This window comes from Microbacterium sp. (assembly GCF_047607465.1).
In the GTDB taxonomy this organism is placed as follows: domain Bacteria; phylum Actinomycetota; class Actinomycetes; order Actinomycetales; family Microbacteriaceae; genus Microbacterium.
Genome location: NZ_JASGCY010000032.1, coordinates 41024 through 66287, shown reverse-complemented (window position 1 = coordinate 66287; position 25264 = coordinate 41024). Strand labels below are relative to the sequence as shown.

22 protein-coding genes and 1 tRNA gene are annotated in these 25264 nt (G+C 68.3%); 13 read left to right on the top strand and 10 right to left on the bottom strand.

From position 1 onward, the window contains the following. The first annotated feature begins 52 nt into the window (after positions 1–52). The 6 genes from gltB (at position 53) to QM568_RS03970 (ending at position 8738) form a co-directional block, all read left to right on the top strand. Positions 53–4576: a glutamate synthase large subunit gene (gene gltB, locus QM568_RS03995; protein WP_415136077.1), complete on the top strand. Its 4524-nt coding sequence runs from the start codon at positions 53–55 to the stop codon at positions 4574–4576. Then, positions 4569–6035, top strand: coding sequence for a glutamate synthase subunit beta (locus QM568_RS03990; RefSeq protein ID WP_415136045.1), 1467 nt, complete (start codon positions 4569–4571; stop codon positions 6033–6035). Before gltB ends, QM568_RS03990 begins: the two co-directional genes overlap by 8 nt. A gap of 56 nt (positions 6036–6091) precedes the next feature. Further along, the gene (gene pyk / locus QM568_RS03985; protein ID WP_415136043.1) at positions 6092–7540 is read left to right on the top strand and encodes a pyruvate kinase; all 1449 of its coding nucleotides are present in this window, start codon (positions 6092–6094) and stop codon (positions 7538–7540) included. Between the two features lie 79 nt (positions 7541–7619). Beyond that, positions 7620–7705, top strand: a tRNA-Leu gene (locus tag QM568_RS03980). Between the two features lie 25 nt (positions 7706–7730). Beyond that, complete coding sequence (locus tag QM568_RS03975) at positions 7731–8345, top strand: ANTAR domain-containing response regulator (RefSeq protein ID WP_045258564.1); 615 nt, start codon at positions 7731–7733, stop codon at positions 8343–8345. Between the two features lie 174 nt (positions 8346–8519). After that, complete coding sequence (locus tag QM568_RS03970) at positions 8520–8738, top strand: hypothetical protein (protein WP_415136041.1); 219 nt, start codon at positions 8520–8522, stop codon at positions 8736–8738. Between the two features lies 1 nt (position 8739). On the opposite strand, the gene QM568_RS03965 is transcribed toward QM568_RS03970, so the two are convergent. Beyond that, on the bottom strand, positions 8740–9162 hold the full coding sequence (locus tag QM568_RS03965) for a hotdog fold thioesterase (protein WP_415136039.1): 423 nt from the start codon (positions 9160–9162) through the stop codon (positions 8740–8742). Between the two features lie 45 nt (positions 9163–9207). Between QM568_RS03965 and polA the strand changes: the two genes are divergently transcribed. The 4 genes from polA to QM568_RS03945 all read left to right on the top strand — a co-directional run bounded on the left by polA (position 9208) and on the right by QM568_RS03945 (position 15799). Then, positions 9208–11841: a DNA polymerase I gene (polA, locus tag QM568_RS03960; protein ID WP_415136037.1), complete on the top strand. Its 2634-nt coding sequence runs from the start codon at positions 9208–9210 to the stop codon at positions 11839–11841. Positions 11842–11873: 32 nt separating this feature from the next. Next, positions 11874–13550 (top strand): DUF885 domain-containing protein, encoded by a 1677-nt coding sequence (locus tag QM568_RS03955; RefSeq protein ID WP_415136035.1) that lies wholly within the window; start codon positions 11874–11876, stop codon positions 13548–13550. Positions 13551–13666: 116 nt separating this feature from the next. Beyond that, positions 13667–15019 carry an MFS transporter gene (locus QM568_RS03950; protein WP_415136033.1) on the top strand — a complete coding sequence of 451 codons (1353 nt, stop codon included), beginning with the start codon at positions 13667–13669 and terminating at the stop codon, positions 15017–15019. 27 nt (positions 15020–15046) lie between these two features. Then, positions 15047–15799 carry an SGNH/GDSL hydrolase family protein gene (locus tag QM568_RS03945; protein WP_415136075.1) on the top strand — a complete coding sequence of 251 codons (753 nt, stop codon included), beginning with the start codon at positions 15047–15049 and terminating at the stop codon, positions 15797–15799. A gap of 31 nt (positions 15800–15830) precedes the next feature. Here the strand turns inward: QM568_RS03945 and QM568_RS03940 are convergent, their stop codons facing one another. Both QM568_RS03940 and QM568_RS03935 read right to left on the bottom strand, forming a co-directional pair. Continuing rightward, entirely contained in the window at positions 15831–16946 is a 1116-nt protein-coding gene (locus tag QM568_RS03940) for a DUF4232 domain-containing protein (RefSeq protein ID WP_415136031.1), read from the bottom strand. Beyond that, positions 16943–18271: an MFS transporter gene (locus tag QM568_RS03935; protein ID WP_415136029.1), complete on the bottom strand. Its 1329-nt coding sequence runs from the start codon at positions 18269–18271 to the stop codon at positions 16943–16945. The genes QM568_RS03940 and QM568_RS03935 overlap by 4 nt, the downstream gene beginning before the upstream one ends. Positions 18272–18308: 37 nt before the next feature. On the opposite strand from QM568_RS03935, the gene QM568_RS03930 reads away from it, so the two are divergent. After that, on the top strand, positions 18309–18431 hold the full coding sequence (locus QM568_RS03930) for a hypothetical protein (protein ID WP_415136027.1): 123 nt from the start codon (positions 18309–18311) through the stop codon (positions 18429–18431). 159 nt (positions 18432–18590) lie between these two features. On the opposite strand, the gene QM568_RS03925 is transcribed toward QM568_RS03930, so the two are convergent. The 6 genes from QM568_RS03925 to QM568_RS03900 all read right to left on the bottom strand — a co-directional run bounded on the left by QM568_RS03925 (position 18591) and on the right by QM568_RS03900 (position 23249). Continuing rightward, entirely contained in the window at positions 18591–19097 is a 507-nt protein-coding gene (locus QM568_RS03925; RefSeq protein ID WP_415136025.1) for an alpha/beta hydrolase, read from the bottom strand. A gap of 32 nt (positions 19098–19129) precedes the next feature. Next, positions 19130–19558: a TA system VapC family ribonuclease toxin gene (locus tag QM568_RS03920; protein WP_415136023.1), complete on the bottom strand. Its 429-nt coding sequence runs from the start codon at positions 19556–19558 to the stop codon at positions 19130–19132. Then, entirely contained in the window at positions 19555–19920 is a 366-nt protein-coding gene (locus tag QM568_RS03915; protein ID WP_415136021.1) for a type II toxin-antitoxin system Phd/YefM family antitoxin, read from the bottom strand. Before QM568_RS03915 ends, QM568_RS03920 begins: the two co-directional genes overlap by 4 nt. 90 nt (positions 19921–20010) lie before the next feature. Then, positions 20011–22368 carry an ATP-binding cassette domain-containing protein gene (locus tag QM568_RS03910; RefSeq protein WP_415136019.1) on the bottom strand — a complete coding sequence of 786 codons (2358 nt, stop codon included), beginning with the start codon at positions 22366–22368 and terminating at the stop codon, positions 20011–20013. Between the two features lie 25 nt (positions 22369–22393). After that, positions 22394–22804 (bottom strand): VOC family protein, encoded by a 411-nt coding sequence (locus QM568_RS03905; protein ID WP_415136017.1) that lies wholly within the window; start codon positions 22802–22804, stop codon positions 22394–22396. Between the two features lie 10 nt (positions 22805–22814). Then, on the bottom strand, positions 22815–23249 hold the full coding sequence (locus QM568_RS03900; RefSeq protein ID WP_415136015.1) for a helix-turn-helix transcriptional regulator: 435 nt from the start codon (positions 23247–23249) through the stop codon (positions 22815–22817). Between the two features lie 69 nt (positions 23250–23318). Here QM568_RS03900 and QM568_RS03895 point away from each other — a divergent pair, with 69 nt between their 5' ends. Then, positions 23319–23885, top strand: coding sequence for an HdeD family acid-resistance protein (locus QM568_RS03895; protein WP_415136013.1), 567 nt, complete (start codon positions 23319–23321; stop codon positions 23883–23885). An 18-nt stretch (positions 23886–23903) separates the two neighbouring features. Here QM568_RS03895 and QM568_RS03890 read toward each other — a convergent pair whose 3' ends face one another. After that, positions 23904–24668: an SDR family oxidoreductase gene (locus tag QM568_RS03890; protein WP_415136011.1), complete on the bottom strand. Its 765-nt coding sequence runs from the start codon at positions 24666–24668 to the stop codon at positions 23904–23906. 122 nt (positions 24669–24790) lie between these two features. On the opposite strand from QM568_RS03890, the gene QM568_RS03885 reads away from it, so the two are divergent. Next, positions 24791–25264 (top strand): NfeD family protein, encoded by a 474-nt coding sequence (locus tag QM568_RS03885; RefSeq protein WP_415136009.1) that lies wholly within the window; start codon positions 24791–24793, stop codon positions 25262–25264.

Genomic DNA, 25264 nt, shown 5'->3' with positions numbered 1-25264 from the left:
GTATTTCCAGCCTCCCCACGCCGCATCCGGCGCCTACCCCCCGCAGCAGGGCATGTACAACCCGGCGTTCGAGAAGGACGCGTGTGGGCTGGCCATGGTCGCCACCCTGCGGGGATACGCGGGCCACGACATCATCGCACTGGCACTGGAGGCTCTGCGTAACCTCGAGCACCGCGGCGCGATCGGCTCGGACGCCGGCACCGGAGACGGCGCGGGCATCCTCACCCAGATGCCGGATGCGTTCCTCAGGGCCGTCACCGATTTCGAGCTGCCGCCGGTGGGCGAGTACGCCGCGGGTCTGGCATTCCTCCCACGTGACTCCAGCGAGCGACGCCAGCAGAAGGCGGGCATCGAGAAGATCGCGAGGTCGGAGGGACTCCGCGTCCTCGGGTGGCGCGAGGTGCCCACCGTCAACGAGCACCTCGGCAAGCTCGCCGACGAGGCGCGGCCGGCCTTCGAGCAGCTCTTCGTGAGCGCCGGGGGCGCGACTCTCGCACAGGCCCCCCTCACGGGGATCGCCCTTGATCGCGTCGCCTACCGTCTGCGCAAGCGCGCCGGCCACGAGCTCGGCGCCTACTTCGTCTCGCTATCCGCTCGCACCCTCGGCTACAAGGGCATGGTCACCACGCTCCAGCTCGAGCCGTTCTACCCCGATCTGCAGGACGAACGCTTCGCCAGCGAGCTCGCCGTCGTGCACTCGCGCTACTCCACGAACACGTTCCCTTCGTGGCCGCTCGCGCAGCCCCTGCGCATGCTCGCGCACAACGGCGAGATCAACACCGTCGGCGGCAACCGCAACTGGATGCGCGCGCGGCAGTCGCAGCTCGAGTCCGACCTGCTCGGCGACATCGAACCGCTGCTGCCGATCTGCACCGACGGCGCGAGCGACTCGGCCTCCTTCGATGAGGTCCTCGAGCTGCTCACCCTGACCGGGCGCAGCCTTCCGCACGCGATCATGATGATGGTCCCTGAGGCGTACGAGAAGCAGTCCGACATCTCGCCCGAGCTGCGCGCGTTCTACGAGTACCACGCGAACCAGATGGAGCCGTGGGACGGCCCGGCCGCGCTCATCTTCACCGACGGCACCCTCGTCGGTGCGACCCTCGACCGCAACGGCCTGCGTCCTGGGCGCTGGACCGAGACGACCGACGGCCTCATCGTGATCGGCTCGGAGACGGGCGTGCTCACCTTCGAGCCCGAGCGCATCAAGCGCCGGGGCCGCTTGCAGCCGGGCAAGATGTTCCTCGTCGACACTGCGCAGCGGCGCATCATCGAGGACGAGGAGATCAAGCGCGACCTCGCGAACCTGCATCCATGGCAGGAATGGCTGGATGCCGGCGCCGTGCGGCTCGCCGACCTCCCCGAGCGCGAGCACATCGTGCACCCACCTGCATCCATCACCCGCCGTCAGCGCACCTTCGGGTACACCGAGGAGGAAGTGCGGATCCTGCTGACGCCGATGGGGCAGCACGGAGTCGAGCCGCTCGGCGCGATGGGGTCGGATACGCCGATCGCCGTGCTCAGCAAGCGCCCCCGTCTGCTGTTCGACTACTTCACGCAGCAGTTCGCGCAGGTGACCAACCCGCCGCTGGACTCGATCCGCGAAGAGGTCGTCACGAGCCTGAGGCTCGGCCTCGGCCCCGAGGGCAACCTCCTCAGCTGGGGCCCGGAGCACACGCGCACGGTCTCCCTCGATTTCCCGGTGATCGACAACGATGAGCTGTCGAAGATCCGCCACATCGACAAGGCGCTCCCAGGACGCTCCAGCGTCACGATCAAGGGGCTCTACCACTTCGATGCGGGCCCCAAGGCCCTCGCTGACCGGCTCGACGAGATGTGCGCCGAAGTCGACGAGGCGATCGCCAACGGCACCGAGTTCATCATCCTTTCCGATCGCGACTCCAACAAAGAACTGGCCCCGATCCCTTCGCTGCTCATGGTCGCGGCGGTGCACCATCACCTCATCCGCCGTGAGAACCGCATGAAGGTGGGCCTGATCGTCGAAGCGGGCGATGTGCGCGAGGTGCACCATGTCGCCACCCTCATCGGCTACGGCGCCTCCGCCGTGAACCCGTATCTCGCGATGGAGACCGTCGAGCACCTCGTGCGCACCGGCTACATCACCGGCATCACGCCGGAGAAGGCCGTGCGCAACCTCATCTACGCGCTCGGCAAGGGCGTGCTGAAGATCATGTCGAAGATGGGCATCTCCACCGTCTCCTCGTACGCGGGCGCCCAGGTGTTCGAGGCCGTCGGCCTCAGCCAGGAGGTCATCGACGCGTACTTCACACGGACCGAGTCGAAGCTCGGCGGTATCACGATCGAGGACATCTACGCCGAGAACCAGGCTCGTCACGACTTCGCCTACCCAGAGGACGCGGCCGCACGCGCACATGAGCGGCTGTGGACCGGTGGCGAGTACCAGTGGCGCCGCGACGGATCGCCGCACCTGTTCAACCCGGAGACGGTGTTCAAGCTGCAGCACTCCACCCGCGAGCGCCGCTACGACATCTTCCGCGAGTACACCCGTCTCGTCGACGACCAGGCGGCGGAGCTGAAGACCCTGCGCGGCCTGTTCACGCTGCGCACTGGCCTGCGCAAGCCCGTGCCGCTGAGCGAGGTCGAGCCCGTCTCGTCGATCGTGAAGAGGTTCTCGACCGGCGCGATGAGCTACGGTTCGATCTCCCGGGAGGCGCACGAGACGCTCGCGGTGGCGATGAACCGCATCGGCGGCAAGTCGAACACCGGCGAGGGCGGAGAAGACGCCGACCGGCTCATCGACCCGCAGCGCCGGAGCGCGATCAAGCAGGTGGCGTCGGGGCGCTTCGGCGTCACGAGCCAGTACTTGACCGAGGCGGATGACATCCAGATCAAGCTCGCGCAGGGAGCCAAGCCCGGCGAGGGCGGTCAGCTGCCGCCGCAGAAGGTGTACCCGTGGGTCGCCAGGACCCGCGGCGGCACGCCTGGGGTCGGGCTCATCTCGCCGCCGCCGCATCACGACATCTACTCGATCGAGGACCTCAAGCAGCTGATCTTCGACCTGAAGCGCGCGAATCCCGAGGCGCGCATCCACACCAAGCTCGTGAGCCAGTCGGGCATCGGGGCCGTCGCCGCCGGTGTCGCCAAGGCGCTCAGCGACGTCATCCTCGTCTCCGGCCACGACGGCGGAACGGGCGCGAGCCCGCTCAACTCGCTCAAGCACGCCGGCACCCCGTGGGAGCTCGGCCTTGCCGAGACCCAACAGACGCTCATGCTCAACGGCATGCGCGACCGGGTCGTCGTGCAGGTGGACGGCCAGCTCAAGACCGGGCGCGACGTCGTCATCGGCGCGCTTCTCGGTGCCGAGGAGTTCGGCTTCGCCACCGCGCCGCTGGTCGTCAGCGGATGCATCATGATGCGGGTCTGCCATCTCGACACCTGCCCCGTGGGGGTCGCGACGCAGAACCCCGTGCTGCGCGAGCGCTTCAGCGGCAAGCCGGAGTTCGTCGTGAACTTCATGGAGTTCATCGCCGAGGAGGTCCGCGAGATCCTGGCCGAGCTCGGCTTCCGTTCCATCGACGAGATCGTCGGGCGCACGGATCTGCTGGGCGTCGACGCCGCGGTCGAGCACTGGAAGACCGCGGGGCTCGATCTGACCCCGATCCTCGACGGTCCGGCGTTCCCCGCCGGCGAACCCCGTCGCAGCGCACGCCAGCAGGACCACGAGCTCGAGCGCCACTTCGACGTGCAGCTCATCGACATCGCGGAGGGGGCGCTCCAGGGCGCCGATCCCGTCGTCATCGAACTGCCCATCGCGAACACCGAGCGGGCCGTCGGCACGATGCTCGGCCATGAGGTCACGGCGCGCTACGGCGCGGCCGGCCTGCCCCGCGGGACGATCGACATCACCCTGCACGGCACCGCGGGGCAGTCCCTCGGCGCCTTCATGCCCGCCGGCATCGTGCTGCGGCTGGAGGGTGACGCGAACGACTACGTCGGCAAGGGCCTCTCCGGCGGTGACATCACGATCCGGCCGCCCCGCGGCGCCTCGATCGCACCGCACGAGAACGTCATCGCCGGCAACGTCATCGGCTACGGCGCGACGTCCGGGTCGATGTTCATCTCGGGCGTCGTCGGCGAGCGCTTCCTCGTGCGCAACTCCGGCGCGACGGCGGTCGTCGAAGGCGTCGGCGACCACGCCCTGGAGTACATGACCGGAGGCACCGCCGTCATTCTCGGCTCGACCGGCCGCAACCTCGGCGCCGGCATGTCCGGGGGAGTGGCGTACATCCGCGGTCTCGACACGGCCAAGGTCAACGCGCAGTCGCTCGGCGGCGGTGAGCTCCTGCTCTCGCCGCTCGATCGCGCGGACGTCGAGATCGTCCGCGGCCTCGTGGCGGAGCACGTCGAGCGCACAGCATCCCCTCTCGGCGCCGAGATCCTCGCGAGGTTCGATGAGGTGGCAACGGAGTTCGTCAAGGTGCTTCCGCGTGACTACGCCGCAGTGCGCAGCATGCGCGAAGAAGCAGTGGCCGAGGGGATCGACCCCGATGGCGATATCGTGTGGAACCGCATCCTGGAGGTGACCGGTGGCTGATCCCAAAGGCTTTCTGAAGATCACCGAGCGCGAACTGCCCGCTCGGCGGCCGGTGCCCGTCCGTATCCTCGACTGGAAAGAGGTGTACGAACCCGGCGACCAGGCCGTGCTGCGCCGGCAGGCCAGCCGCTGCATGGACTGCGGCGTGCCTTTCTGCCACCAGGGATGCCCACTCGGCAACCTCATCCCGGAGTGGAACGACCTCACCTGGCGTGGGGAGGGGCGCGTCGCCATCGAGCGTCTGCACGCCACGAACAACTTCCCGGAGTTCACCGGGCGCCTGTGCCCTGCACCCTGCGAGAGCGCGTGCGTGCTCGGCATCAACCAGCCGGCCGTCACGATCAAACAGGTCGAGGTGTCGATCATCGACGAGGCCTTCAACAAGGGCTGGGTCGAGGCGCAGCCGCCGGCGCGGTTGACGGGGAAGACCGTCGCGGTCGTCGGGTCGGGTCCAGCCGGGCTCGCCGCCGCCCAGCAGCTGACACGGGCGGGTCACACCGTGGTCGTCTTCGAGCGCGACGACCGCATCGGCGGTCTGCTGCGCTACGGCATCCCTGATTTCAAGATGGAGAAGTCGCACCTCGAGTCGCGCCTGCGCCAGATGCAGGAGGAGGGCACGCGGTTCCGTGCGGGGATCGAGATCGGCAAGGACCTCACCTGGCCGGATCTGCGCGCGCGCTACGACGCGGTCGTCATTGCGACGGGTTCGACCGTGCCGCGCGATCTGGCGATACCCGGGCGCGACCTGCACGGCGTGCACTTCGCGATGGAGTACCTCGTCGAGTCCAACCACGCGGTCGCGGGCGACAAGGTCACCGAGCAGATCTCCGCAGAGGGCAAGCACGTGATCGTCATCGGCGGCGGTGACACCGGCGCCGACTGCATCGGCACCGCGCATCGCCAGGGCGCTCTCAGCGTGACCAACCTCGCGATCGGTCGGCAGCCGGGCACCGAGCGTCCGGCGCACCAGCCGTGGCCGATGATGCCCACCGTCTTCGAAGTGCAGTCCGCCCACGAGGAGGGCGGCGAGCGGGTCTATCTCGCCTCGACCGTCGAATTCCTCTCCAACGAGGTCGGCGAGGTCCGCGCACTGCGGGTTGCCGAGACCGAGTTCGTCGACGGGCGACGTGTTCCCAAGAGCGGCACCGAACGGGAGATCCCCGCCGACCTCGTGCTCATCGCCATGGGCTTCACCGGTCCCGAGCAGCACGGATTCGGAGACGAGGACCGTCCCCGCTTCACTGACCGCGGCAACTTCGAACGCGACTCCTCGTACCAGTCGACACTCCCGGGCGTCTTCGTCGCCGGCGATGCCGGGCGCGGTCAGTCGCTGATCGTCTGGGCGATCGCCGAGGGCCGCGCTGCCGCGGCGAACGTCGACCGGTTCCTGATGGGCGAGACGGTGCTTCCCGAGCCCGTACGCCCGACCGATGTCGCGATCGGCCTCCAGCCCGCGTAGGCTGGGGCCGGCATCGTCGCCAGATTTCTTGTCCCCCGAATTTCCTGGAGAAGCTGTTGAGACGCGCGAAAATCGTCGCCACACTCGGCCCGGCCACTTCGACGTACGAAGCGGTTAGAGCGATCATCGATGCGGGCGTCGACGTCGCCCGACTGAACCTCAGTCACGGTGACTACTCGGTGCACGAGGCCAACTACGCCAACGTGCGCCGCGCCGCGGACGACGCAGGCCGCGCCGTCGCCGTGCTCGTGGACCTGCAGGGTCCGAAGATCCGCCTCGGCCGGTTCGAGGCGGGCCCCTACGAGCTCGAGGTCGGTGACGTCTTCAAGATCACCACCGAGGAGATCATCGGGGACAAGGACATCTGCGGCACCACCTTCAAGGGTCTCCCGCAGGACGTGAAGCCCGGCGACTTCCTGCTCATCGACGACGGCAAGGTGCGCGTCGAGGTCACGGACACCGATGGCGTCACCGTCACCACGAAGGTCGTCGTCGCCGGCGCTGTCTCGAACAACAAGGGCATCAACCTGCCCGGCGTGGCTGTGAACGTCCCCGCTCTCAGCGAGAAGGACGAGGAGGACCTCCGCTGGGGTCTGCGCACCGGCGCTGACCTCATCGCACTGTCGTTCGTGCGCAACGCCGCCGACGTCACCCGCGTCCACGAGATCATGGCCGAAGAGGGCGTGCGGATCCCGGTGATCGCCAAGGTCGAGAAGCCGCAGGCGGTGGACGCCCTCGAGGAGATCGTCGACGCCTTCGACGCCATCATGGTCGCCCGAGGCGATCTCGGTGTCGAGCTGCCGCTGGAGGCGGTGCCGATCGTGCAGAAGCACGCCATCGAGCTCGCCCGCCGGATGGCGAAGCCGGTCATCGTGGCCACGCAGATGCTCGAGTCGATGATCTCGAGCCCGGTGCCGACACGCGCCGAGACCTCCGATGTCGCGAACGCCGTGCTCGACGGCGCGGACGCCGTGATGCTCTCCGGGGAGACCAGCGTCGGCGAGTACCCGATTGTGGTCGTGGAGACCATGGCACGCATCATCGAGTCCACCGAGGAGCATGGCCTCGAGCGGATTCCGCCGATGACCGCGAAGCCCCGCACCCAGGGCGGGGCGATCACCCTCGCAGCGCTCGAGGTGGCCGAGTTCGTGGATGCCAAGTACCTCTGCGTCTTCACGCAGTCCGGCGACTCCGCCCGTCGGCTCTCGCGTCTGCGCTCGCGCATCCCGATGATCGCCTTCACGCCGGAGCCGGGCATCCGTCGCCGCATGGCGCTCACCTGGGGCATCCGCTCGCATCTGGTCGACTTCGTCCCGCACACCGACATGATGTTCCACCAGGTCGACGAGCACCTCATCGGGGAAGGGCTCGCCGAGATCGGCGACACAGTCGTCGTGATCTCCGGATCCCCTCCTGGGAGCATCGGATCGACGAACGACGTCCGCGTCCACAGGGTCGGCGACACCATCCGCGGCGCGGCTCCCGCTTACCAGCGCGGACTCTGAAACCGTCGCACTGTGCGCCGTGCCCTTCCGGGTGCGGCGCACAGTCCTGTCCGCATGCGTGCGATAGGGTCTACGGTGGGCCGGCGTGGCGGAATGGCAGACGCGGAGCACTCAAAATGCTTTGTCCGAAAGGGCGTGTGGGTTCGAGTCCCACCGCCGGCACCAGAACACTCTCGATTAGGATGGATCTGTGACCGAAGAACAGGTTGAGCAGCCCACGGCATCCGCCCCCCGACGCGTCGTCGTCGCTGAGGACGAATCGCTGATCCGCCTCGACATCGTCGAGATCCTCCGCGACAACGGATTCGACGTCGTGGGCGAAGCAGGCGACGGGGAGACCGCCGTCGCCCTCGCGACCGAGCTGCGTCCCGACCTCGTCATCATGGACGTGAAGATGCCGCAGCTCGACGGCATCAGCGCAGCTGAGAAGCTGCACAAGGGCAACATCGCCCCGGTCGTGCTCCTGACCGCGTTCAGCCAGAAGGAGCTCGTCGAGCGGGCGAGTGAGGCCGGAGCGCTGGCCTACGTCGTGAAGCCCTTCACGCCGAACGACCTGCTCCCCGCCATCGAGATCGCCCTCGCCCGTCACGAGCAGATCATCACGCTCGAGGCCGAGGTCGCCGACATGGTCGAGCGCTTCGAAACCCGCAAGCTCGTCGACCGGGCCAAGGGTCTGCTGAACGAGAAGATGGGGCTGAGCGAGCCGGAGGCCTTCCGGTGGATCCAGAAGGCGTCGATGGACCGCCGACTGACCATGCAGGACGTCGCCAAGGCGATCATCGAGCAGCTCGCGCCGAAGAAGTGACTCCGCCACGGAGCATTCGCTTCGTCCGGTTCACGGGGGAGAGGCAGGGGCGCCTCCTGTTCCAGCGTTTCCTTGACTCTTGACCACTCCTGCACAGGAGAAGGGAACTATCTGGTTATCCCCAGATTCTGCGTCCCCCGTTCCGCGCCCGCCATCGCGGCGTATTCTCATCACATGCCCATGACACCCGCACAGATGGAACGACGCCTCGAGCAGAACACCAACGACATCGGTGCGATCTACGAGATCCTCACCGGCATCGAGGGCAAGCTCGCCGAGCACGATGCGAGGTTCAACGGAATCGACGGGCGACTCGATGGAATCGACGGGCGACTCGATGGAATCGATCGACAGCTTGCTGAGGTGATCGAGATACTCAAGGCTGATCGCTGAATCAGGCCGGAATGCTCTTGATCAGGTTCGTGATGCGGATCGTGGAGCAGCGGCGGCCCTGATCGTCGGAGACGACGATCTCGTGCACCGTGATGCTGCGGCCGAGGTGGATGGGCGTGCACACCCCGGTCACCACGCCGGAGGTCGCTGAGCGCGTGTGCGTGGCGTTGATGTCGACGCCGACGGCGAGTCTGCCCGGACCGGCGTGCAGGTTGGCCGCCATGGAGCCGAGCGACTCTCCGAGGACGACATAGGCGCCGCCGTGCAACAGGCCGACGGGCTGGGTATTGCCCTCGACGGGCATCGTGGCGACCGAGCGCTCGATTGAGAACTCGGTGAACTCGATGCCCATCTTCTCGGCCAGTGCGCCCATGCCGCGGGCCGTCGCCCACTCGAGTCCTTCGCTCATCGCGACCTCGCTCATGAATCCTCCTCAGCGGGTGTCTGCCGTCCTCGTTAGGCTGACAGGGTGACGGACTCCGCAAAGCCTACCCTCATGGTCGTCGACGGCCATTCGCTCGCCTATCGTGCTTTCTTCGCCCTTCCGGTGGAGAACTTCACGACGAAGGACAACCAGCACACGAACGCCATCTACGGCTTCCTGTCCATGTTCGTCAACCTCATCAAGGCCGAGCAGCCGACGCACGTGGCCGTCGCCTTCGACACGTCCCGGCACTCGTTCCGCACCGACGAGTACGCCGGGTACAAGGCCACGCGTTCCGAGACGCCGCAGGAGTTCCGCGGGCAGATCCCGCTGCTGCAGGACTGCCTCGCCGCGATGTCGATCAGGGTGCTCACGAAGGAGGGGATCGAGGCAGACGACATCCTCGCCACTCTCGCCACCCAGGGCGCCGCCGAGGGCTACAACGTGCTGGTGGTGTCGGGTGACCGCGATACGATCCAGCTGGTGACCGACGATGTCACGCTGCTGTACCCGTCCGTCCAGGGCGTCTCGCAGCTCAAGCGCTACGACCCGGCCGCCGTGCAGGAGCGCTACGGCGTGCCGCCGGCGCAGTACCCCGACATCGCCGCCCTCGTCGGAGAGACGAGCGACAACCTCCCCGGTGTGCCGAAGGTAGGGGAGAAGACCGCCGTCAAATGGCTGACCCAGTTCGGCAGCCTCGACGAACTCCTCGAGCGCTCGGGTGAGATCAAGGGCGTCGTGGGCGGCAACCTCCGCGACCACATCGACGATGTCCGCCGCAACCGCAAGCTCAACCGGCTGCTCACCGACGTGGAGATCCCGGTCGCGCCCGCAGACCTCGCCGTCGCCCCGATCGATGCGCAGGCGGTGCGCGATATCTTCGCGCGCCTCGAGTTCCGGACCCTTCTGCCCCGGGTGTTCGAGGCCGTCGGCGCCGGAGAGGTCGCCGACGACCCGGCATCCGCGGTCGTCCTCCCGTCACCGGTCGAGGCTTCCGCGGCAGCCTTCGCCGCCTGGGCCGCCGCGCAGCAGGGCGAGGTCGCGCTGCGCGTCACGACGCAGGGCGGCGTGCCTGCTCGGGTGGGTGCGGCGACCGAGACCGAGCTACGCGAGCTCGACTGGAGCGAGGCTGCAGCCGACGCCCTGCGCGGCTGGCTCGAGTCCGACAGCGCCAAGGTGCTGCATGATGCCAAGCCCCAGGCGAAGGCGCTGCTGCGACTCGGCATCCGATTCGGCGGTCTCGCCTACGACACCAGCCTCGCGGGGTGGCTGCTGCGTCCGAGCTTCCCCGACAAGACCCTGGGCGACCTCGTCGAGCGCTACCTCGGCGAGAAACTCCCCGAAGCCGATCCCTCGCAGCTCGTGCCAGAGACCGAGGGCGCCACACCGTCGCAGGAGGCGTGGTTCGCCCTCCGGGTCGCCGCCGCTCTGCGTGAGGATCTCCCGGAGCCGGTCGCGAAGGTCCTCACCGACATCGAGCTTCCGACGCTGCTCACGCTCGCGGACATGGAGGTCGCGGGAGTCGCCGTCTCCCATGAGGTGCTCTCCGGGTTCTCCGGCGAGCTCGGCACGCGCGCGGAGGGCCTGGCGCAGGAGGCGTTCGCGCTCGTCGGACGCGAGTTCAACCTCGGCTCTCCGAAACAGTTGCAGGAAGTGCTCTTCGACGACCTCCAGCTCCCGAAGACACGCAAGACGAAGACGGGCTACTCCACCGATGCCGCGGTGCTCGCCGACCTTCAGGAGACGAACCCGCACCCCTTCCTGGGGCTCCTGCTCCAGCACCGCGAGGCGACGAAGCTGCGTCAGATCATCGAGTCGCTCGACACGGCGATCGGCGCGGATCATCGGGTGCACACGACCTACGTCCAGACCGGCAGCCAGACCGGCCGCCTGTCGAGCACCGACCCCAACCTGCAGAACATCCCCGTGCGCACCGAGGAGTCGCGCCGCATCCGCAGCGCGTTCCAGGTGGGAGAGGGCTACGAGTCGCTGCTGACAGCCGACTACTCGCAGATCGAGATGCGCATCATGGCGCACCTGTCCGGCGACGAGGGGCTCATCGAGGCGTTCCACAGCGGCGAGGACCTGCATCGCTTCGTCGGCGCGCGCGTCTTCGGAGTCGAGCCGGGCGATGTCACGGCGGCGATGCGCACGAAGGTGAAGGCGATGTCTTACGGCCTCGTCTACGGTCTCAGCGCGTTCGGCCTGTCCAAGCAGCTGCGCATCGAGCAGTCCGAGGCGAAGCAGCTGATGGTGGAGTACTTCGCCCGCTTCGGCGCCGTGCGCGACTATCTGCGCGCCTCGGTGCTCAAGGCCAAGGAGGTGGGCTACACCGAGACGATCTTCGGGCGCCGCCGGCCGTTCCCCGATCTCTCGAGTCCGAACCGCGTCCTCCGGGAGAACGCCGAGCGTGCCGCTCTCAACGCCCCGATCCAGGGCAGTGCCGCCGACATCATGAAGATCGCGCTGTTCCACATCCACGACGACCTGCGCGCCGAGGGCCTCGCATCGCGCGCGCTGCTGCAGATCCACGACGAACTCGTGGTCGAGGTCGCACCGGGGGAGTGGGAGCAGGCCGAGCGCATCGTCCGCACGCGCATGGGCGACGCCGCCGAGCTCTCTGTGCCGCTGGACGTGCAGGTCGGGCGAGGCGCCGACTGGAACGAGGCCGCGCACTGACGCGAGCGGGGTGCGCCGGTTAGTGTGTACGGATGACCAACAAGCCGCGCACCCCGTCAGCCATCGACCAGATCGCTGACGAGTGGGTCGACACGATCGCCGCGCTCGCACCGACCCTCGGCACCTACATCGGCCGCACCGAGGTGAACGACCGCTTCGGAGACCTCAGCCCCGCCGGCCACGACGAGATCGCCGCGGCCACCCGCTCCACCCTTGCCGCGCTATCGGCGCTCGAGCCGGTCGACGCGATCGATGCCGTCACGAAGGCCGATCTCTCAGCCGAACTGAGCCTCGATCTCGAGCTGCACGACGCGAACTGGCATCTGCGCGACCTCAACGTCATCGCCTCCGCCGCCCAGGACGTGCGCAGCGCCTTCGACCTCATGCCGACCGCGACCGTGGACGACTGGTCGGTGATCGCGACACGCCTCGGCGCCGTCCCCGAGGCGCTGCGGGGCTATGTCGAGACGCTCCGCGCCGGGATTGCTGCCGGTGTGACGCCGGCGCGCCGTCAGGTGACCGAGGTCGCCACGCAGATCACTCGCTACACGGCCGACGACGGCTTCTTCGCCGAATTCGTCGCCCAGGGCGTCCCCGATGACGGCAGCCTCCCTGCCTCGCTCGCGCGCTTCCTCTCCGACAACTCTGCGGCAGCGCGGGTCGCATACGACGGGTTGCGCCGGTTCCTCATCGAGGAACTCGCCCCCGCGGCCACGGAGACCGATGCGGTGGGCCGTGAGCTCTACGCGCTCAACGCCCGCCGCTTCCTCGGCGCCGTGATCGATCTTGACGAGACGTACGAGTGGGGCCGTGAAGAGCTCGCGCGCATGGTCTCGGAGCAGACGGCGATCGCGAACGAGATCCTCCCCGGAGCCACCGTCGAGGAGGCCGTCGCGCACCTCGAGGCCGATCCGGCGCGCAAGCTCGTCGGGACCGACGCTCTGCAGCGCTGGATGCAGGAGACGAGCGACCGGGCCGTCGCCGAGCTGGGTGCGTCGCACTTCGAGATCCCCGAGGAGATCCGCACCCTGGAGTGCATGATCGCCCCCACGCAGGAGGGCGGGATCTATTACACGGGCCCGACCGACGACTTCTCCCGCCCCGGCCGGATGTGGTGGTCGGTGCCGGAGGGAGTGACCGAGTTCGACACCTGGCGCGAGCTCACCACGGTGTATCACGAGGGCGTGCCTGGGCATCACCTCCAGATCGCGCAGGCCGTGTACAACCGTGCCGAGCTCAACTCCTGGCGGCGGCTGCTCGCCGGCACCTCGGGCCACGCCGAGGGATGGGCGCTGTATGCCGAACGCCTCATGCAGCAGCTCGGGTACCTCGACGACCCGGCCGACCGCCTGGGCATGCTCGACGGCCAGCGCATGCGCGCCGCCCGCGTCGTCCTGGACATCGGCGTCCACCTCGGCAAGCCGCGCCTGGACGGCGAGGGCACCTGGGACGCCGTCTACGCCCTCGACTTCATGCGCAAGAACGTCAACATGTCGGATCAGTTCGTGCAGTTCGAGGTGAACCGGTACCTCGGCTGGCCGGGCCAGGCGCCGTCGTACAAGGTGGGCCAGCGCATCTGGGAGCAGGTGCGCGACGCCTATCGCGACGAGCGCGGTGACGCCTTCGATATCAAGGAGTTCCACAAGCGCGCCCTCGATCTGGGCGGGGTGGGACTCGACACGCTCCGCACGGCCCTCACCCGGAAGTAGGGAATACCCGGCTCGGACGACTTCGGCGTGGGGGAGCACCATCTCCCGGTCCTCGCCGCATCGGCGCCCGCGACGGTGCACGCTGAGCGAGGTCGTGCGCGGTCTACGATGAGTCCATGGCCGACAGCGTCCTCCCGAGCCGAGCATCACTCGCACAGCGCATGGACGAACTGCCGTTCACAAGACGGCACCTGCGTCTGCTGTCGGGCTCGGGTCTCGGCTGGGCGCTGGATGCCATGGACGTCGGCCTCATCTCGTTCATCCTCGCCGCGCTCACTCAACAGTGGGGGCTCAGCAAGGGGGAGGCCGGATGGATCGCCTCCGTCGGCTTCATCGGCATGGCGCTGGGCGCGACCCTCGGCGGGCTGCTGGCCGATCGGCTCGGCAGACGGCAGGTCTTCGCGCTGACGCTGCTCGTGTACGGGCTCGCGACCGGGGCGAGCGCCCTCGTCGGTTCCATCGCCCTGCTGCTCGTGCTGCGCTTCATCGTCGGACTGGGCCTCGGGGCCGAGCTCCCCGTGGCCTCGACCTATGTCAGCGAGTTCGCACCGGCGCGCATAAGGGGTCGGCTCGTCGTCGTGCTCGAGGCCTTCTGGGCGGTCGGCTGGACGGCAGCGGCGATCATCGGCTACCTCGTCATCCCGGCATCCGACGACGGCTGGCGCTGGGCGTTCGCACTGGGCGCGATCCCCGCCGCTTACGCGCTCTTCGTGCGCTGGCGGATGCCGGAATCGCCGCGCTGGCTCGCCGTACGAGGACGGATCGCCGAGGCGGAGCGGATCGTGACCTCCCTCGAGCGGGATGCCGGGATCGTCGCGGGCCCGGCGATCAACAAGGAGCCGGCGCCGCGCACGATCACGGCGACGACGCGGGCGCGGGTCATGACCCTCTGGCATCCGGAGTTCCGGATGCGGACGCTGTGCCTGTGGATCGTGTGGCTCGGCGTGAACTTCGCCTACTACGGCGCGTTCATCTGGATCCCCAGCATTCTCGTCGACGCCGGGTTCGATCTCGTGCGCTCGTTCGGGTTCACACTGATCATCACGCTCGCCCAGCTGCCGGGCTACGCGGTGGCCGCCTGGCTCATCGAGGTGTGGGGGCGGCGGCTCACGCTGTCGGTCTTCCTGTTGGGCTCGGCCGTCGCCGCGCTCTTCTTCGGAACCGCGGACAGCGTCGGCGCCATCATCGCGTCCGGGATGACGCTGTCGTTCTTCAACCTCGGCGCGTGGGGCGCGCTGTACGCCGTGACGCCCGAGGTCTATCCGACATCGCTGCGGGCGACCGGCGCCGGGTGGGCAGCTGGCATCGGCCGCCTCGCGTCGATCGCGGCCCCGCTCGCCGTCCCGGTCCTCCTCGTCCAGGGCGGAGCTCCGCTCGTCTTCGTCCTCTTCGGGGTGTGCTTCGTGATCGCCGCTGTCGCCGCCTGGGGGCTCATCGACCGCAGGGGGCAGGTGCTCGATGACCGCTGAGCGCCGGAGGAGAGTCCAGTGACAGGCGTGCGCTTCGTGGCGATCGGCGATTCCTTCACCGAGGGCGTCGGCGATGAGCTTCCCGACGGCCGCGTGCGCGGGTGGGCCGACATCGCAGCGCAGGGGTGGGCGGATGCCGCGGGGCACTCCGTCCAGTATGCGAACCTCGCGATCCGCGGCAGGCTCGCCTGGCCGATCGTGGAGCAGCAGCTCGAGCCCGCCCTCGCCCTCGGCCCCACCCACCTGTCGTTCAACGGCGGCGGCAATGACGTGCTGCGGCCGTCGGCCGACGTCGAGCACATCGCCGACGCCTTCAGCCGCGTGCTACGGCGCTGCGACGAGGCCGGTGTGACGCTGATCGTGCTCTCCGGAGCCAACCCGAGCGGTCAGTTGCCCTTTGGCCGGGTCTTCCACAAGCGCGGCGACCTGCTCTCCGCTGCCGTGCTGCGCCGTCTCGAAAGCCGCCCCGACGTCATCCGCGCGCTGAACTGGCCCGATCGCGAGCTCGCCGCCCCGCAGTACTGGTCCGAGGACCGGCTGCACATGAACGCGGCGGGTCACCATCGGGTCGCGGCACGGGTGCTCCACGCCCTCGGATACGAGCCGCCTGCGTCGTGGTGGGCGTCGCGTGAGCACGGCGTCGCGCGCCCCGGGGGCCTCGCGTACTACCGGGAGTTCGTGGCCCCGTGGGTGAAGCGACGCGTGACCCGCACCTCGTCGGGGGACGGGCGCAGCGCGAAGCTCCCGGGCTGGGTCGAGCTGTCTCCGAGCGCAGCGTGACCGACGTCGAACTGGTCCCGGTATCGGCGGTCTAGTCGACGCCTGCGGCCCCCGTGAACGGCGCCCACGCGGTGATCTTCACCGAGGAGCCTCTGTTGATGTCCAGCACCACGGGCCATGATCCTCGTTCCATGCCGGGAAGCGCAGCCGCGTAGAGCGTGCGGGCGACGAGCGCGCCGTCGGTGGCGTTCGCGTCCCACGTGATCGTGGTGACCGCCTGCCCCTGCGCCGGCACGGTGATGAGCGCAGGCCCTGGGTCGTCTGCCATGAAGCCCGATCCGTGGGCGACGTCGACATCGAGGAGGTGCCCGTTCTGGTCTTCGAAGGCGATGTCGGCGTACCCTTCGATCACGCAGGGCTCCTCCGAGAAGTTCATGAGCGTGAAGGTCTGCATGCGGTGTCCGGTCGCGGCATCCGCTCCGCCGAGGAGCAGCGTCGCCCGGTCCGGAGTGCACCAATCGGGGTCGAGGTCGGGGGCGGCGACGCCGGGCGCTGTGAGCGGCACCGGATCGCCCTCGGCCCGAGGGTCGATGAAAGCGCCGGTGTCGTCGGTCCACCCCTGCAGGGCAGCGTCGTCGCGGGCGATCTGCGCCTGCCAGGCGTCGTTCCCCAGCACCGCCGCGGCGGTGAGGAGCAGCATCGCCAGGGCGACGGCGCCGAGCCGCAGCGCATCCCGCCGCGCGATGGGCGCACGATGCCGGCGGGCGGCGAACGCGGGGATCCACCCGATCACGAGACTCCAGAATGCGGCCTGCATCGTGGACTCGAAGGTCGCTGAGGCGAGCCCGCGGATGCCCGCGAGCTGCACGACGTCGACGACGCTCGCGGCGTCCATGGCGATGCCGGTGGCGGCGCCGGCGAGAACGACGGACATCCAGGTGACGAGGTAGGCGTTGCCGCGCGGCGCATAGCGGTCGGCGAGGAGCATGGTCACCGTCGTGATGACTGCCGCGGTGAGCAGCAGCGCGACGACCGACCAGACCACCGGCCAGCCGAGGAACCGGGCCTGCAGCGGTCCGATGCCGAACACACCGGCGAGCCGGGAGAGCAGGCGGTCGTTCGCGAAGGCGATGTAGAGGACGCCGGAGAGGAGCCAGAGCGCGGCAGCGGCGAGGCCGGCGAGCAGGCCGGGGGAGAGGTGCTTCATCGGCGCCTTCTTTCGGGTGAGAGTCCCATCCGGATGCGGGTGCTGCGGCGCTCGACGAGGATGAGGACGGTGCCGATCGCCCAGAGCGGGATCGGCGTGAGGAAGGCGATTCGGAAGGCGTCGAAGCTGTACGTCGCCGGCGATCCCGCGCCCTGGAGGTCGAGGGCGAGACCGATGAGGAAGATCGCGATCAGGGCCGCGATGAAGCCGCCAGCATTCGTGACGCCGGTGGCGGTGCTGAGGCGGTGCGAGGGGTTGTGGGTGCGGGCGTGGTCGAACGCGATCATGCTCGCAGGGCCTCCGGTGGCAAGGGCGATCGCCAGCAGATACAGCAGCCACAGCGGTGCGGGTCCTGGCAGGGCGATCACCGCGATCCAGGCGAGGAACTGCAGCGCGACCGACGGCAGCACGAGCGCGAAGGAGCGGCGGTAGGGGAGCCTGCGCGACAGGTCCCCGATGATCGGGCCGAGCACCATGCCGGCGATCACGTAGACGGAGATGATGCCTGCGGCGTGCGCGGTGTCGAGCCCCTGCGCGGCCGTGAGGAACGGCATCCCCCAGAGGATCACGAACGCGGTTCCCGCGAACGGCGAGGTGAAGTGCGACCAGAAGGCCAGACGCGTGCCGGGATGGGCCCAGGCGGCCCGGATGCCGATGCCCGTGTCGATCGCCGAGGAGACCACCCGCACGACGCCCGTGTCGGTGTTGACCGAGACGTCGGCATCGCGCTGGGCCGGTCGATTGCGGATGATGAGGAGGATGAAGATGCTGAAGAGCACTCCCATGCCGGCGATGCCGGCGAAGGTCAGCGTCCAGCTCGTCGCATGCAGAAGCGCCGCGAGGGGGACGAGGGCGATGAGCTGGCCGGTCGTGCCGACGATACCGGTGAGCTGCACCATCACCGGCCCGCGTTGCGCCGGGAACCAGGTGGCGACCAGACGCAGCACGGCAGGGAAGATCGCGGCGTCGCCCGCGCCGAGGAGCACCCGCGCCACGAGGGCGATGCCGATCCCGGGGGAGAAGGCCATGGTGAGCTGGCCGACGGCCATGAGCAGCATCCCCGCGGTCATCACCGGCCGGGAGCCGCAGCGGTCCAGGAGCACGCCGATCGGGATCTGCATGCCTCCGTAGACCGCGAGCTGGACGACGGCGAAGAGCGCGAGCGTGGAGGCGTCAGCGTGGAAGCGCTCGGCGGCGTCGACGCCGACGGCGCCGAGGGAGGTGCGGTTCGTGATCGCGAGGACGTAGCCGGCCACCCCGACGATCCAGATCGACCATGCGCGCCACCCCGGCCCTGGTGCGGGGGAGAGGGGAGCGTGCTGCACCATCCCACGCTACTGCCGATCGCGGTGGGTTCGGCGCATGCACGTCGAGGCCCGGCTCCTGAGCGGCGGCGACGACGAGATGTTCGCCGACTGCGGACACTATATACCGTTGCAGGCGCCCGGCCGCCTCGCGCAGCGGCTGCGGATGCTCGCCTCGTAACGGGGTACGTGGGGTATCCGATCGTCCGCTGCTCCTGCCCGAATCGCTGTGTTCAAGTGCTTCAGGCGTGCGGCGATTGGACCCTCGAGAGCCATTCATCGATGATCCGTAGGAACGTGTCTGGTTGTTCGATCCAGGGGTAGTGGCCGCAGTCTTCGATCATCGATAGGCGTGCGCCGAGGGTCGCGGCATAGTCCACGAGTGGCTGGATGCCGGTGAGACAGTCGCGGCTGCCACCGATGACGAGCGCCTGGGGGAGTCGGCGGCGCGGATGCGAGCCGTTGCATCGGCAGGGATGTCGTTGAACCACGCCAGCGCCGGCGCCAGGCTGACTTCACCGAGTGTCGCATGGGCCTCTTCGACGTGGGTCCAGTGGGCGTATGTCGCTGGAGCTTGTCGTCGGAATATCTCGCGGAATGCGTTCTCGGTAGTCGGATCGTCTCTCTCCAGTGAACGGAGCGCCTCAGTCACGGCGGGTACGGTCCTGTCCAGGACGAGGGAATCTCCGTCGTGATGGGTGCCGGTCAACCACGCCACGGGCGGCGTCACCAGAGCCATCGATCGGACACGATGCGGATAACGTGTCGCAACGGCGAGAGCGAGCCCGGTTCCCGCCGAGTGGGCGAGAAGGTCGATCTGGTGACGAGTCGTTTGACAGTCTGACATAATGTGCATTATCGGTTACAAGCGGAAGTCGCTCACGCCCACACGTTGACCCAGCGGCGTTCGGATGGGCGCAGCGCACGGCGGATGCGCGCATCGAACGTCGCGAGGACGCAATCGTTCGCGGCCGCCACGTTGACGAGCTGCAGGTCCGTGACGTGCTGACGGCCGCGCAGCACGTCGACACCGATCCGCCATTGCGTCGGCGACACGTCGTCGGCCAGCCAGCTCCAGCCCGGCGCCGCGCGAAACGCACGCACCTGCGCAACCGCATCGGTGCCATCGATACGCGCGCCGACGACGGCTTCGGTCATCAGCAACCGCACCAGTCCGGTTTCCGTGATCGGCGTCGTGCACCAGGACGACAGCTGCGCGAAATGCTCGTGAGCGATGTCGTGATGGACGTGCTGCGGCGAACTCAAGGCGACGAGCACGTTCACATCGAGAAGAGCGCGCCGCGTCATCCGTCATCTCGATGCAACGCGACGAGTTCATCGGTGATGACGTGCTGCCCAGCCGTCGGAAGCAGCGGAATCCCGTTCCGCACTCCTCGTGGCGCCGCCGCGCCGATCCCGGACCGCTCGCCCTCGATGGCGATGAGATCTGCGAGCAGCCGATCAGGGCTGATCCCCCGCTTCCGAGCATGCTCGATCAGAGCGGCGAGGGTCGTCGATCTGAGCCGACTCTCGAGCTCGCTGCTCTCCTCGTATCCGACAATCCGAGCCACGGGTTTCCCATGGTCGGTGACGGTGATCTCGGCGCCGTCATGGACACGATCGAGATACCGGCTCAGGCCGTTGCGCAATTCACGGACTCCGACGTTCATGCGATCCTCCAAATGTGGCGCTTTCTACATTGTAGCCACATTCATCGGTTGCTCACTCCTCGCCGAGGCTCCCCGGTCACCACCACCGCATCAGCGCACGCCCCCGACGTACGCCGCCAGGTGCTCCCCGGTCAGTGTCGACTTCGCCTTCACGAGGTCTGCCGGTGTGCCCTCGAAGACCACTCGGCCGCCGTCGTGACCGGCGCCCGGCCCGATGTCGATGAGCCAGTCGGCGTGCGCCATGACCGCCTGGTGATGCTCGATCACGATGACCGTCTTACCCGACTCGACGAGGCGGTCGCGGAGCCCGAGAATGTTTTGCACGTCCGCGAGATGGAGACCCGTGGTGGGCTCGTCGAGCACGTAGACATCGCCCTTCTCCCCCATCTGGATCGCCAGCTTCACCCGCTGCCGTTCGCCGCCGGACAGTGTGGACAGCGGCTGGCCCAGCGAGAGATAGCCGAGCCCGACGTCCTCCAGGCGTCCGAGGATCGCGGCCGCCGCGGGCAGCTTCGCCTCGCCGTCGGAGAAGAACGCGCGCGCCTCTGCGACGGGAAGGTCGAGGACCTCGGTGATGTCCTTTCCCGCGAGCTTGTACTCGAGCACTCCCGCTTGGAAGCGCTTGCCTCCGCAGTCCTCGCAGGGCGTCTCGATCGTGTCCATGAAACCGAGCTCGGTGATGATGACGCCGGCGCCCTTGCAGGTCGGGCAGGCGCCTTCGGAGTTCGCGCTGAACAGCGCCGGCTTCACCCCGTTCGCCTTCGCGAACGCCTTGCGGATCGGCTCGAGGAGCCCCGTGTAGGTGGCGGGGTTGCTGCGCCGCGAGCCCTTGATGGCGCCCTGATCGATGGCGACGACGCCGTCGAGATTCGACACCGACCCGTGGATCAGCGAGCTCTTGCCGGACCCGGCCACGCCCGTCACCACCGTCAGCACCCCCAGCGGGATGTCGACGTCGACGCTCTGCAGGTTGTTCGCGCTCGCCCCGCGCACCTCGATGGCGCCAGCACCCGTGCGCACGGCATCCTTCAACGCCACCCGGTCGTCGAGATGCGTGCCGGTCTTCGTGCCGCTCGCCTTCAGAGCCTCGACCGTGCCCTCGAAGCAGATCTCGCCGCCCGCGCTTCCCGCGCCTGGCCCCAGGTCGACGATGTGGTCGCCGATCGCGATCGTCTCGGGCTTGTGCTCGACGACGAGGACGGTGTTGCCCTTGTCGCGCAGTCGCAGCAGCAACGCGTTCATCCGCTGGATGTCGTGCGGGTGCAGTCCGATCGTCGGCTCGTCGAACACGTAGGTGACGTCTGTGAGCGCGGAGCCGAGGTGACGGAGCATCTTGATGCGCTGCGCCTCTCCCCCGCTGAGCGTTCCCGACGGGCGCTCGAGCGAGAGATAGCCGAGCCCGAGCGTCACGAACGCATCGAGGTTGGCGCGCAGCGCCTCCAGCAGCGGCCCGGCACCCGGCAGAGAAAGACCGCGCACCCAGTCGGCGAGATCGGTGACCTGCATGCGGCAGGCATCCGCGATGCTCACGCCCTCGATCTTCGACGAACGCGCACCCTCGGTGAGCCGCGTGCCATCGCACTCGGGACAGGTCGCGAAGGTCGCGACCCGTTCGACGAAGGCGCGAATGTGGGGCTGCAGCGCGTCGAGATCCTTCGAGAGCATCGACTTCGTGATCTTGGGGATCAGGCCCTCGTAGGTCATGTTGATGCCCGAGATCTTCACCTTCGTCACCTCGCCGTAGAGGAAGAGGTGCCGCTGCTTCTCGGTGAACGACGAGATCGGCTTGTCGGCCGGGTAGAAGCCAGACTGCGAGAACCCCTTCACCATCCAGCCGTCGGCGGTGTACCCGGGCACCATGATGGCGCCCTCGTCGAGCGACTTCGACTCGTCGACGATCTGGGCGAGGTCGAGGTCCGACACCGCTCCCCTGCCCTCGCAGCGCGGGCACATGCCGCCGAGGTAGATCGCGTCCTTGATGATCCTCTTCTCGCCTCCGGGGCCGGTCATCACCCCGCTCGCCTTCTGCGTCGGGATGTTGAAGGAGAACGCCGTCGGCCCGCCGATGTAGGGCTTGCCGAGCTTGGAGAAGAGGATGCGCAGCATCGCGTTCGCGTCGGTAACCGTCCCGACGGTCGACCGCGGGTTCGCCCCCATCCGCTCCTGGTCCACGATGATCGCCGTCGTGAGACCCTCGAGGACGTCGACGTCCGGCCGCGGCACCGAGGGCATGAAGCCCTGCACGAACGCGCTGTAGGTCTCGTCGATCATGCGCCTCGACTCGGCGGCGATCGTGTCGAAGACAAGTGAGCTCTTACCCGATCCCGACACCCCGGTGAACACCGTGAGCCGGCGCTTGGGGATGTCGACGGAGACGTCCTTAAGGTTGTTCTCGCGAGCACCCTGCACGCGAATCAGGTCGTGCATGTCGGCGGGGTGCTGCGGCATCCGTTCTTCCTCTGCTGTCGACGGGTCAGGAGTTCTGCTGGAGGCGCACCATGTTGCCGGCCGGGTCGCGGAACGCGCAGTCCCTGATCCCGTAGGGCTGATCGATGGGCTCCTGGACGATGTCGGCGCCCTTCGCCTCGATCTCAGCGTACGCGGCGTCGACGTCATCGGTGGCAAGGACGATGCCGCCGTAGCTGCCCTTGGCCATGAGCTCGAGGATCGTCGTGCGCTCGGCCTCGCTGATGCCGGGATCGACGGCGGGAGGGGTGAGCACGATGGCGGTGTCCGGCTGGCCGACGGGGCCGACCGTCACCCATCGCATCTGCTCGTAGCCGACGTCCTTGCGGACCTCGAATCCCAGCACGTCGCGGTAGAAGGCGACGGATGCCTCGGCATCGGTGTGCGGCAGGAAGCTGGCGTTGATGGTGATGTTCATGACTGCGAGGCTATCGAGCATCGCCTCGGGACACTTCTCGATTCCTGATCGGTCTCGTCGCCTGCTTCTCGATCCACGACGGGATGCCGGGGCCGAGATTCGGCCGGCGGCGGTACTCCCGAGGAGACCTGCCGACGAGCTCCGAGAAGCGGGTGCTGAACGTGCCGAGCGACTGGAAGCCCACCTCGAAGCACACGTCGGTGACGCTGAGGTCGCCACGGCGCAGGAGCGCCATGGCCCGTTCGATGCGGCGCGTCATCAGATAGGAGTACGCCGACTCTCCGAAGGTCTCCTTGAACCGGCGGCTGAGATGCCCTGCCGAGACGCGGATGCCGGCGGCGAGGTCTGCGACGTCGAGGGGGCGCGCGTACTCCCGGTCGATGCGGTCGCGCACCTGACGCATGAGCTGCAGCTCGCGGAGGCGGGCATCGACGTCCGAGGTCATCCCCCGATCCTCCCACGGTGGCGCTACGCTGTCCTCATCCTTCACAGGATCTCCCAGAAGGGCTCCGCTGTGTCCGGTCTCCTCGTTCCCGATGCGCCGTCGGCCGTCAAGTCGATTCGTGTCTCGCTCGCCGTCGCGGGCGCCCTGTCCCTCATTGCCGGGATCGTCCTGCTGGTGTGGCCGGTCAAGTCGGCCGTCTTCGCCACCGGTCTCGTCGCCGCCTACCTGGTCGTCGCCGGCCTCGTCTACACCGGCCTCGGCGTCTTCACGACAGCGAAGGGCGGATGGGTGCGCATCGGGCACATCGCCCTCGGCCTCTTCTATGCCGTCGCCGGCATCATCGCCTTCGCAAACCTCACCGAGGCGGCGCTCACGCTCGCTGTCATCACGGTGGTCTTCATCGGGGTGAGCTGGCTCGTGGACGGCATCGTCTCGCTGACGCTCCTCGGCCGCGACAGCGCGAAGGTGTGGACCGTGCTCTACGCGGCGCTGAGCATCATCGCCGGCGCCTACGTGCTGTTCAACGTGCTCGCCGCCGGCATCGCGCTGTGGATCTTCCTCGGCGCGTCGCTGGTCGTGCTGGGCGTCGTGCAGCTCGTGCGTGCGATCACGCTCGGACGGGCCGCCTCCGCGTGACTCCCTCTCAGCGGGCGCTCACTCCGCGATGAAACCGCTGACGTCACCGACGAGGCGGGTGTTGTCGGCGGGAACGGGGTCGACGGCGGCCTGTGCGACCTCGGCGGCGAACTCCGCGACGTTGTAGAGCCTGCCTGCGGACTCGCGGCGCTCGGAGATCGCGCCGGGGTTGGCGCGCTCCAGCAGCGTCGCGGTGATGGTGCCCTCGATCATGTCGCCCGAGACGACCGTGAAACCGATGCCCTTCTCGGCCAGACTCGGGATGAGTTCGCGCAGCGCGTCCTCGCCGGCGCGCTTGGACAGGGCGACCGGCTCGTACTCCGGCATCGTCGGCGTCGTGCGGATGAAATGCGCCTGGTGGCTGGTCACGAACACGACGCGCGAACCGTCGCCGAGAAGCGGCGTCGCCGCGTTCAGGACGTTGAGCTGGGCGTCGCGGTTGAGGGTGAGCGCGTAGTCCTCGGCCATGCCGGACTCCATGCCTCCCGACGCGTTGAGCACGAGGATGTCGAGGGTGCCGAACTCGTTCCGCACCGCTTCGAACATGTCAGCGACGGATGCCGGATCGGTGAGGTCCGCGCCGACGACGAGCACCCGGCGTCCGAGCGCCCGGAGCTCGTTCGCGAGCTTCTCGGCCCTTGGCGCCTTGTTGCGGAAATTGATGACGACATCGGCGCCGGCCTCGGCGAAATAACGCACGGTGTCGGCGCCGATCCCGCGCGACGAGCCGGTGACAAGAGCGACCTTGCCGTCGAGAGAACCTGCGGGAAGAACGTCGGACACGATGACTCCTAGAGATGCACGGGATGCTGCGAACACGCGGCCTTCCCAGGCTATCAACGACCGCCGACGACCCCCGAGACCGACGCTCGCCGCCGTGATAGGTTGACCGCAAAGGAGGCCGTATGAACGACTTCGCGACATTCATCGAGTTCATCAACCATTGGGCGTGGATCGGATGGCTGGTGCTCATCGCCGCATTCCTCGTCATCGAGATGCTCTCGCTGGACTTCGCTTTCCTCATGCTCAGCGCCGGAGCGGCCGTCGGTCTCATCGCCGATCTCGCGGGCGTGCCGGTCTGGCTGCAGGTGATCATCGCCGCGATCGCCGCCGTCGGGTTCATCCTGTTCCTGCGACCACCGCTGCTCAGACGCCTGCACCGCGGCGAGGACCCCACGAAGTCGAACGTCGACGCGCTCATCGATCTCCGCGGCATCGTGCTCCAGGAGGTCACGCAGCTCTCCGGTCAGGTCAAGCTCAGCAACGGCGACACCTGGACCGCGCGTTCGACCGCGTCCGTCGCGATCCCCCAGGGCGCCCCCGTGGCCGTCATCTCGATCAACGGCGCCACCGCCGTCGTCCGTCCCATCAACGACTAG

Excerpts from the sequence above, each read along its gene's own strand:
- gltB (WP_415136077.1), top strand. The coding sequence starts at position 53 with ATGTACAACCCGGCGTTCGAGAAGGACGCGTGTGGGCTGGCCATGGTC.
- QM568_RS03970 (WP_415136041.1), top strand. The coding sequence starts at position 8,520 with ATGCCCATGACACCCGCACAGATGGAACGACGCCTCGAGCAGAACACC.
- QM568_RS03965 (WP_415136039.1), bottom strand. The coding sequence starts at position 9,162 with ATGAGCGAGGTCGCGATGAGCGAAGGACTCGAGTGGGCGACGGCCCGC.
- QM568_RS03955 (WP_415136035.1), top strand. The coding sequence starts at position 11,874 with ATGACCAACAAGCCGCGCACCCCGTCAGCCATCGACCAGATCGCTGAC.
- QM568_RS03950 (WP_415136033.1), top strand. The coding sequence starts at position 13,667 with ATGGCCGACAGCGTCCTCCCGAGCCGAGCATCACTCGCACAGCGCATG.
- QM568_RS03940 (WP_415136031.1), bottom strand. The coding sequence starts at position 16,946 with ATGAAGCACCTCTCCCCCGGCCTGCTCGCCGGCCTCGCCGCTGCCGCG.
- QM568_RS03930 (WP_415136027.1), top strand. The coding sequence starts at position 18,309 with ATGCACGTCGAGGCCCGGCTCCTGAGCGGCGGCGACGACGAGATGTTC.
- QM568_RS03925 (WP_415136025.1), bottom strand. The coding sequence starts at position 19,097 with ATGTCAGACTGTCAAACGACTCGTCACCAGATCGACCTTCTCGCCCAC.
- QM568_RS03920 (WP_415136023.1), bottom strand. The coding sequence starts at position 19,558 with ATGACGCGGCGCGCTCTTCTCGATGTGAACGTGCTCGTCGCCTTGAGT.
- QM568_RS03915 (WP_415136021.1), bottom strand. The coding sequence starts at position 19,920 with ATGAACGTCGGAGTCCGTGAATTGCGCAACGGCCTGAGCCGGTATCTC.
- QM568_RS03910 (WP_415136019.1), bottom strand. The coding sequence starts at position 22,368 with ATGCCGCAGCACCCCGCCGACATGCACGACCTGATTCGCGTGCAGGGT.
- QM568_RS03905 (WP_415136017.1), bottom strand. The coding sequence starts at position 22,804 with ATGAACATCACCATCAACGCCAGCTTCCTGCCGCACACCGATGCCGAG.
- QM568_RS03900 (WP_415136015.1), bottom strand. The coding sequence starts at position 23,249 with ATGACCTCGGACGTCGATGCCCGCCTCCGCGAGCTGCAGCTCATGCGT.
- QM568_RS03885 (WP_415136009.1), top strand. The coding sequence starts at position 24,791 with ATGAACGACTTCGCGACATTCATCGAGTTCATCAACCATTGGGCGTGG.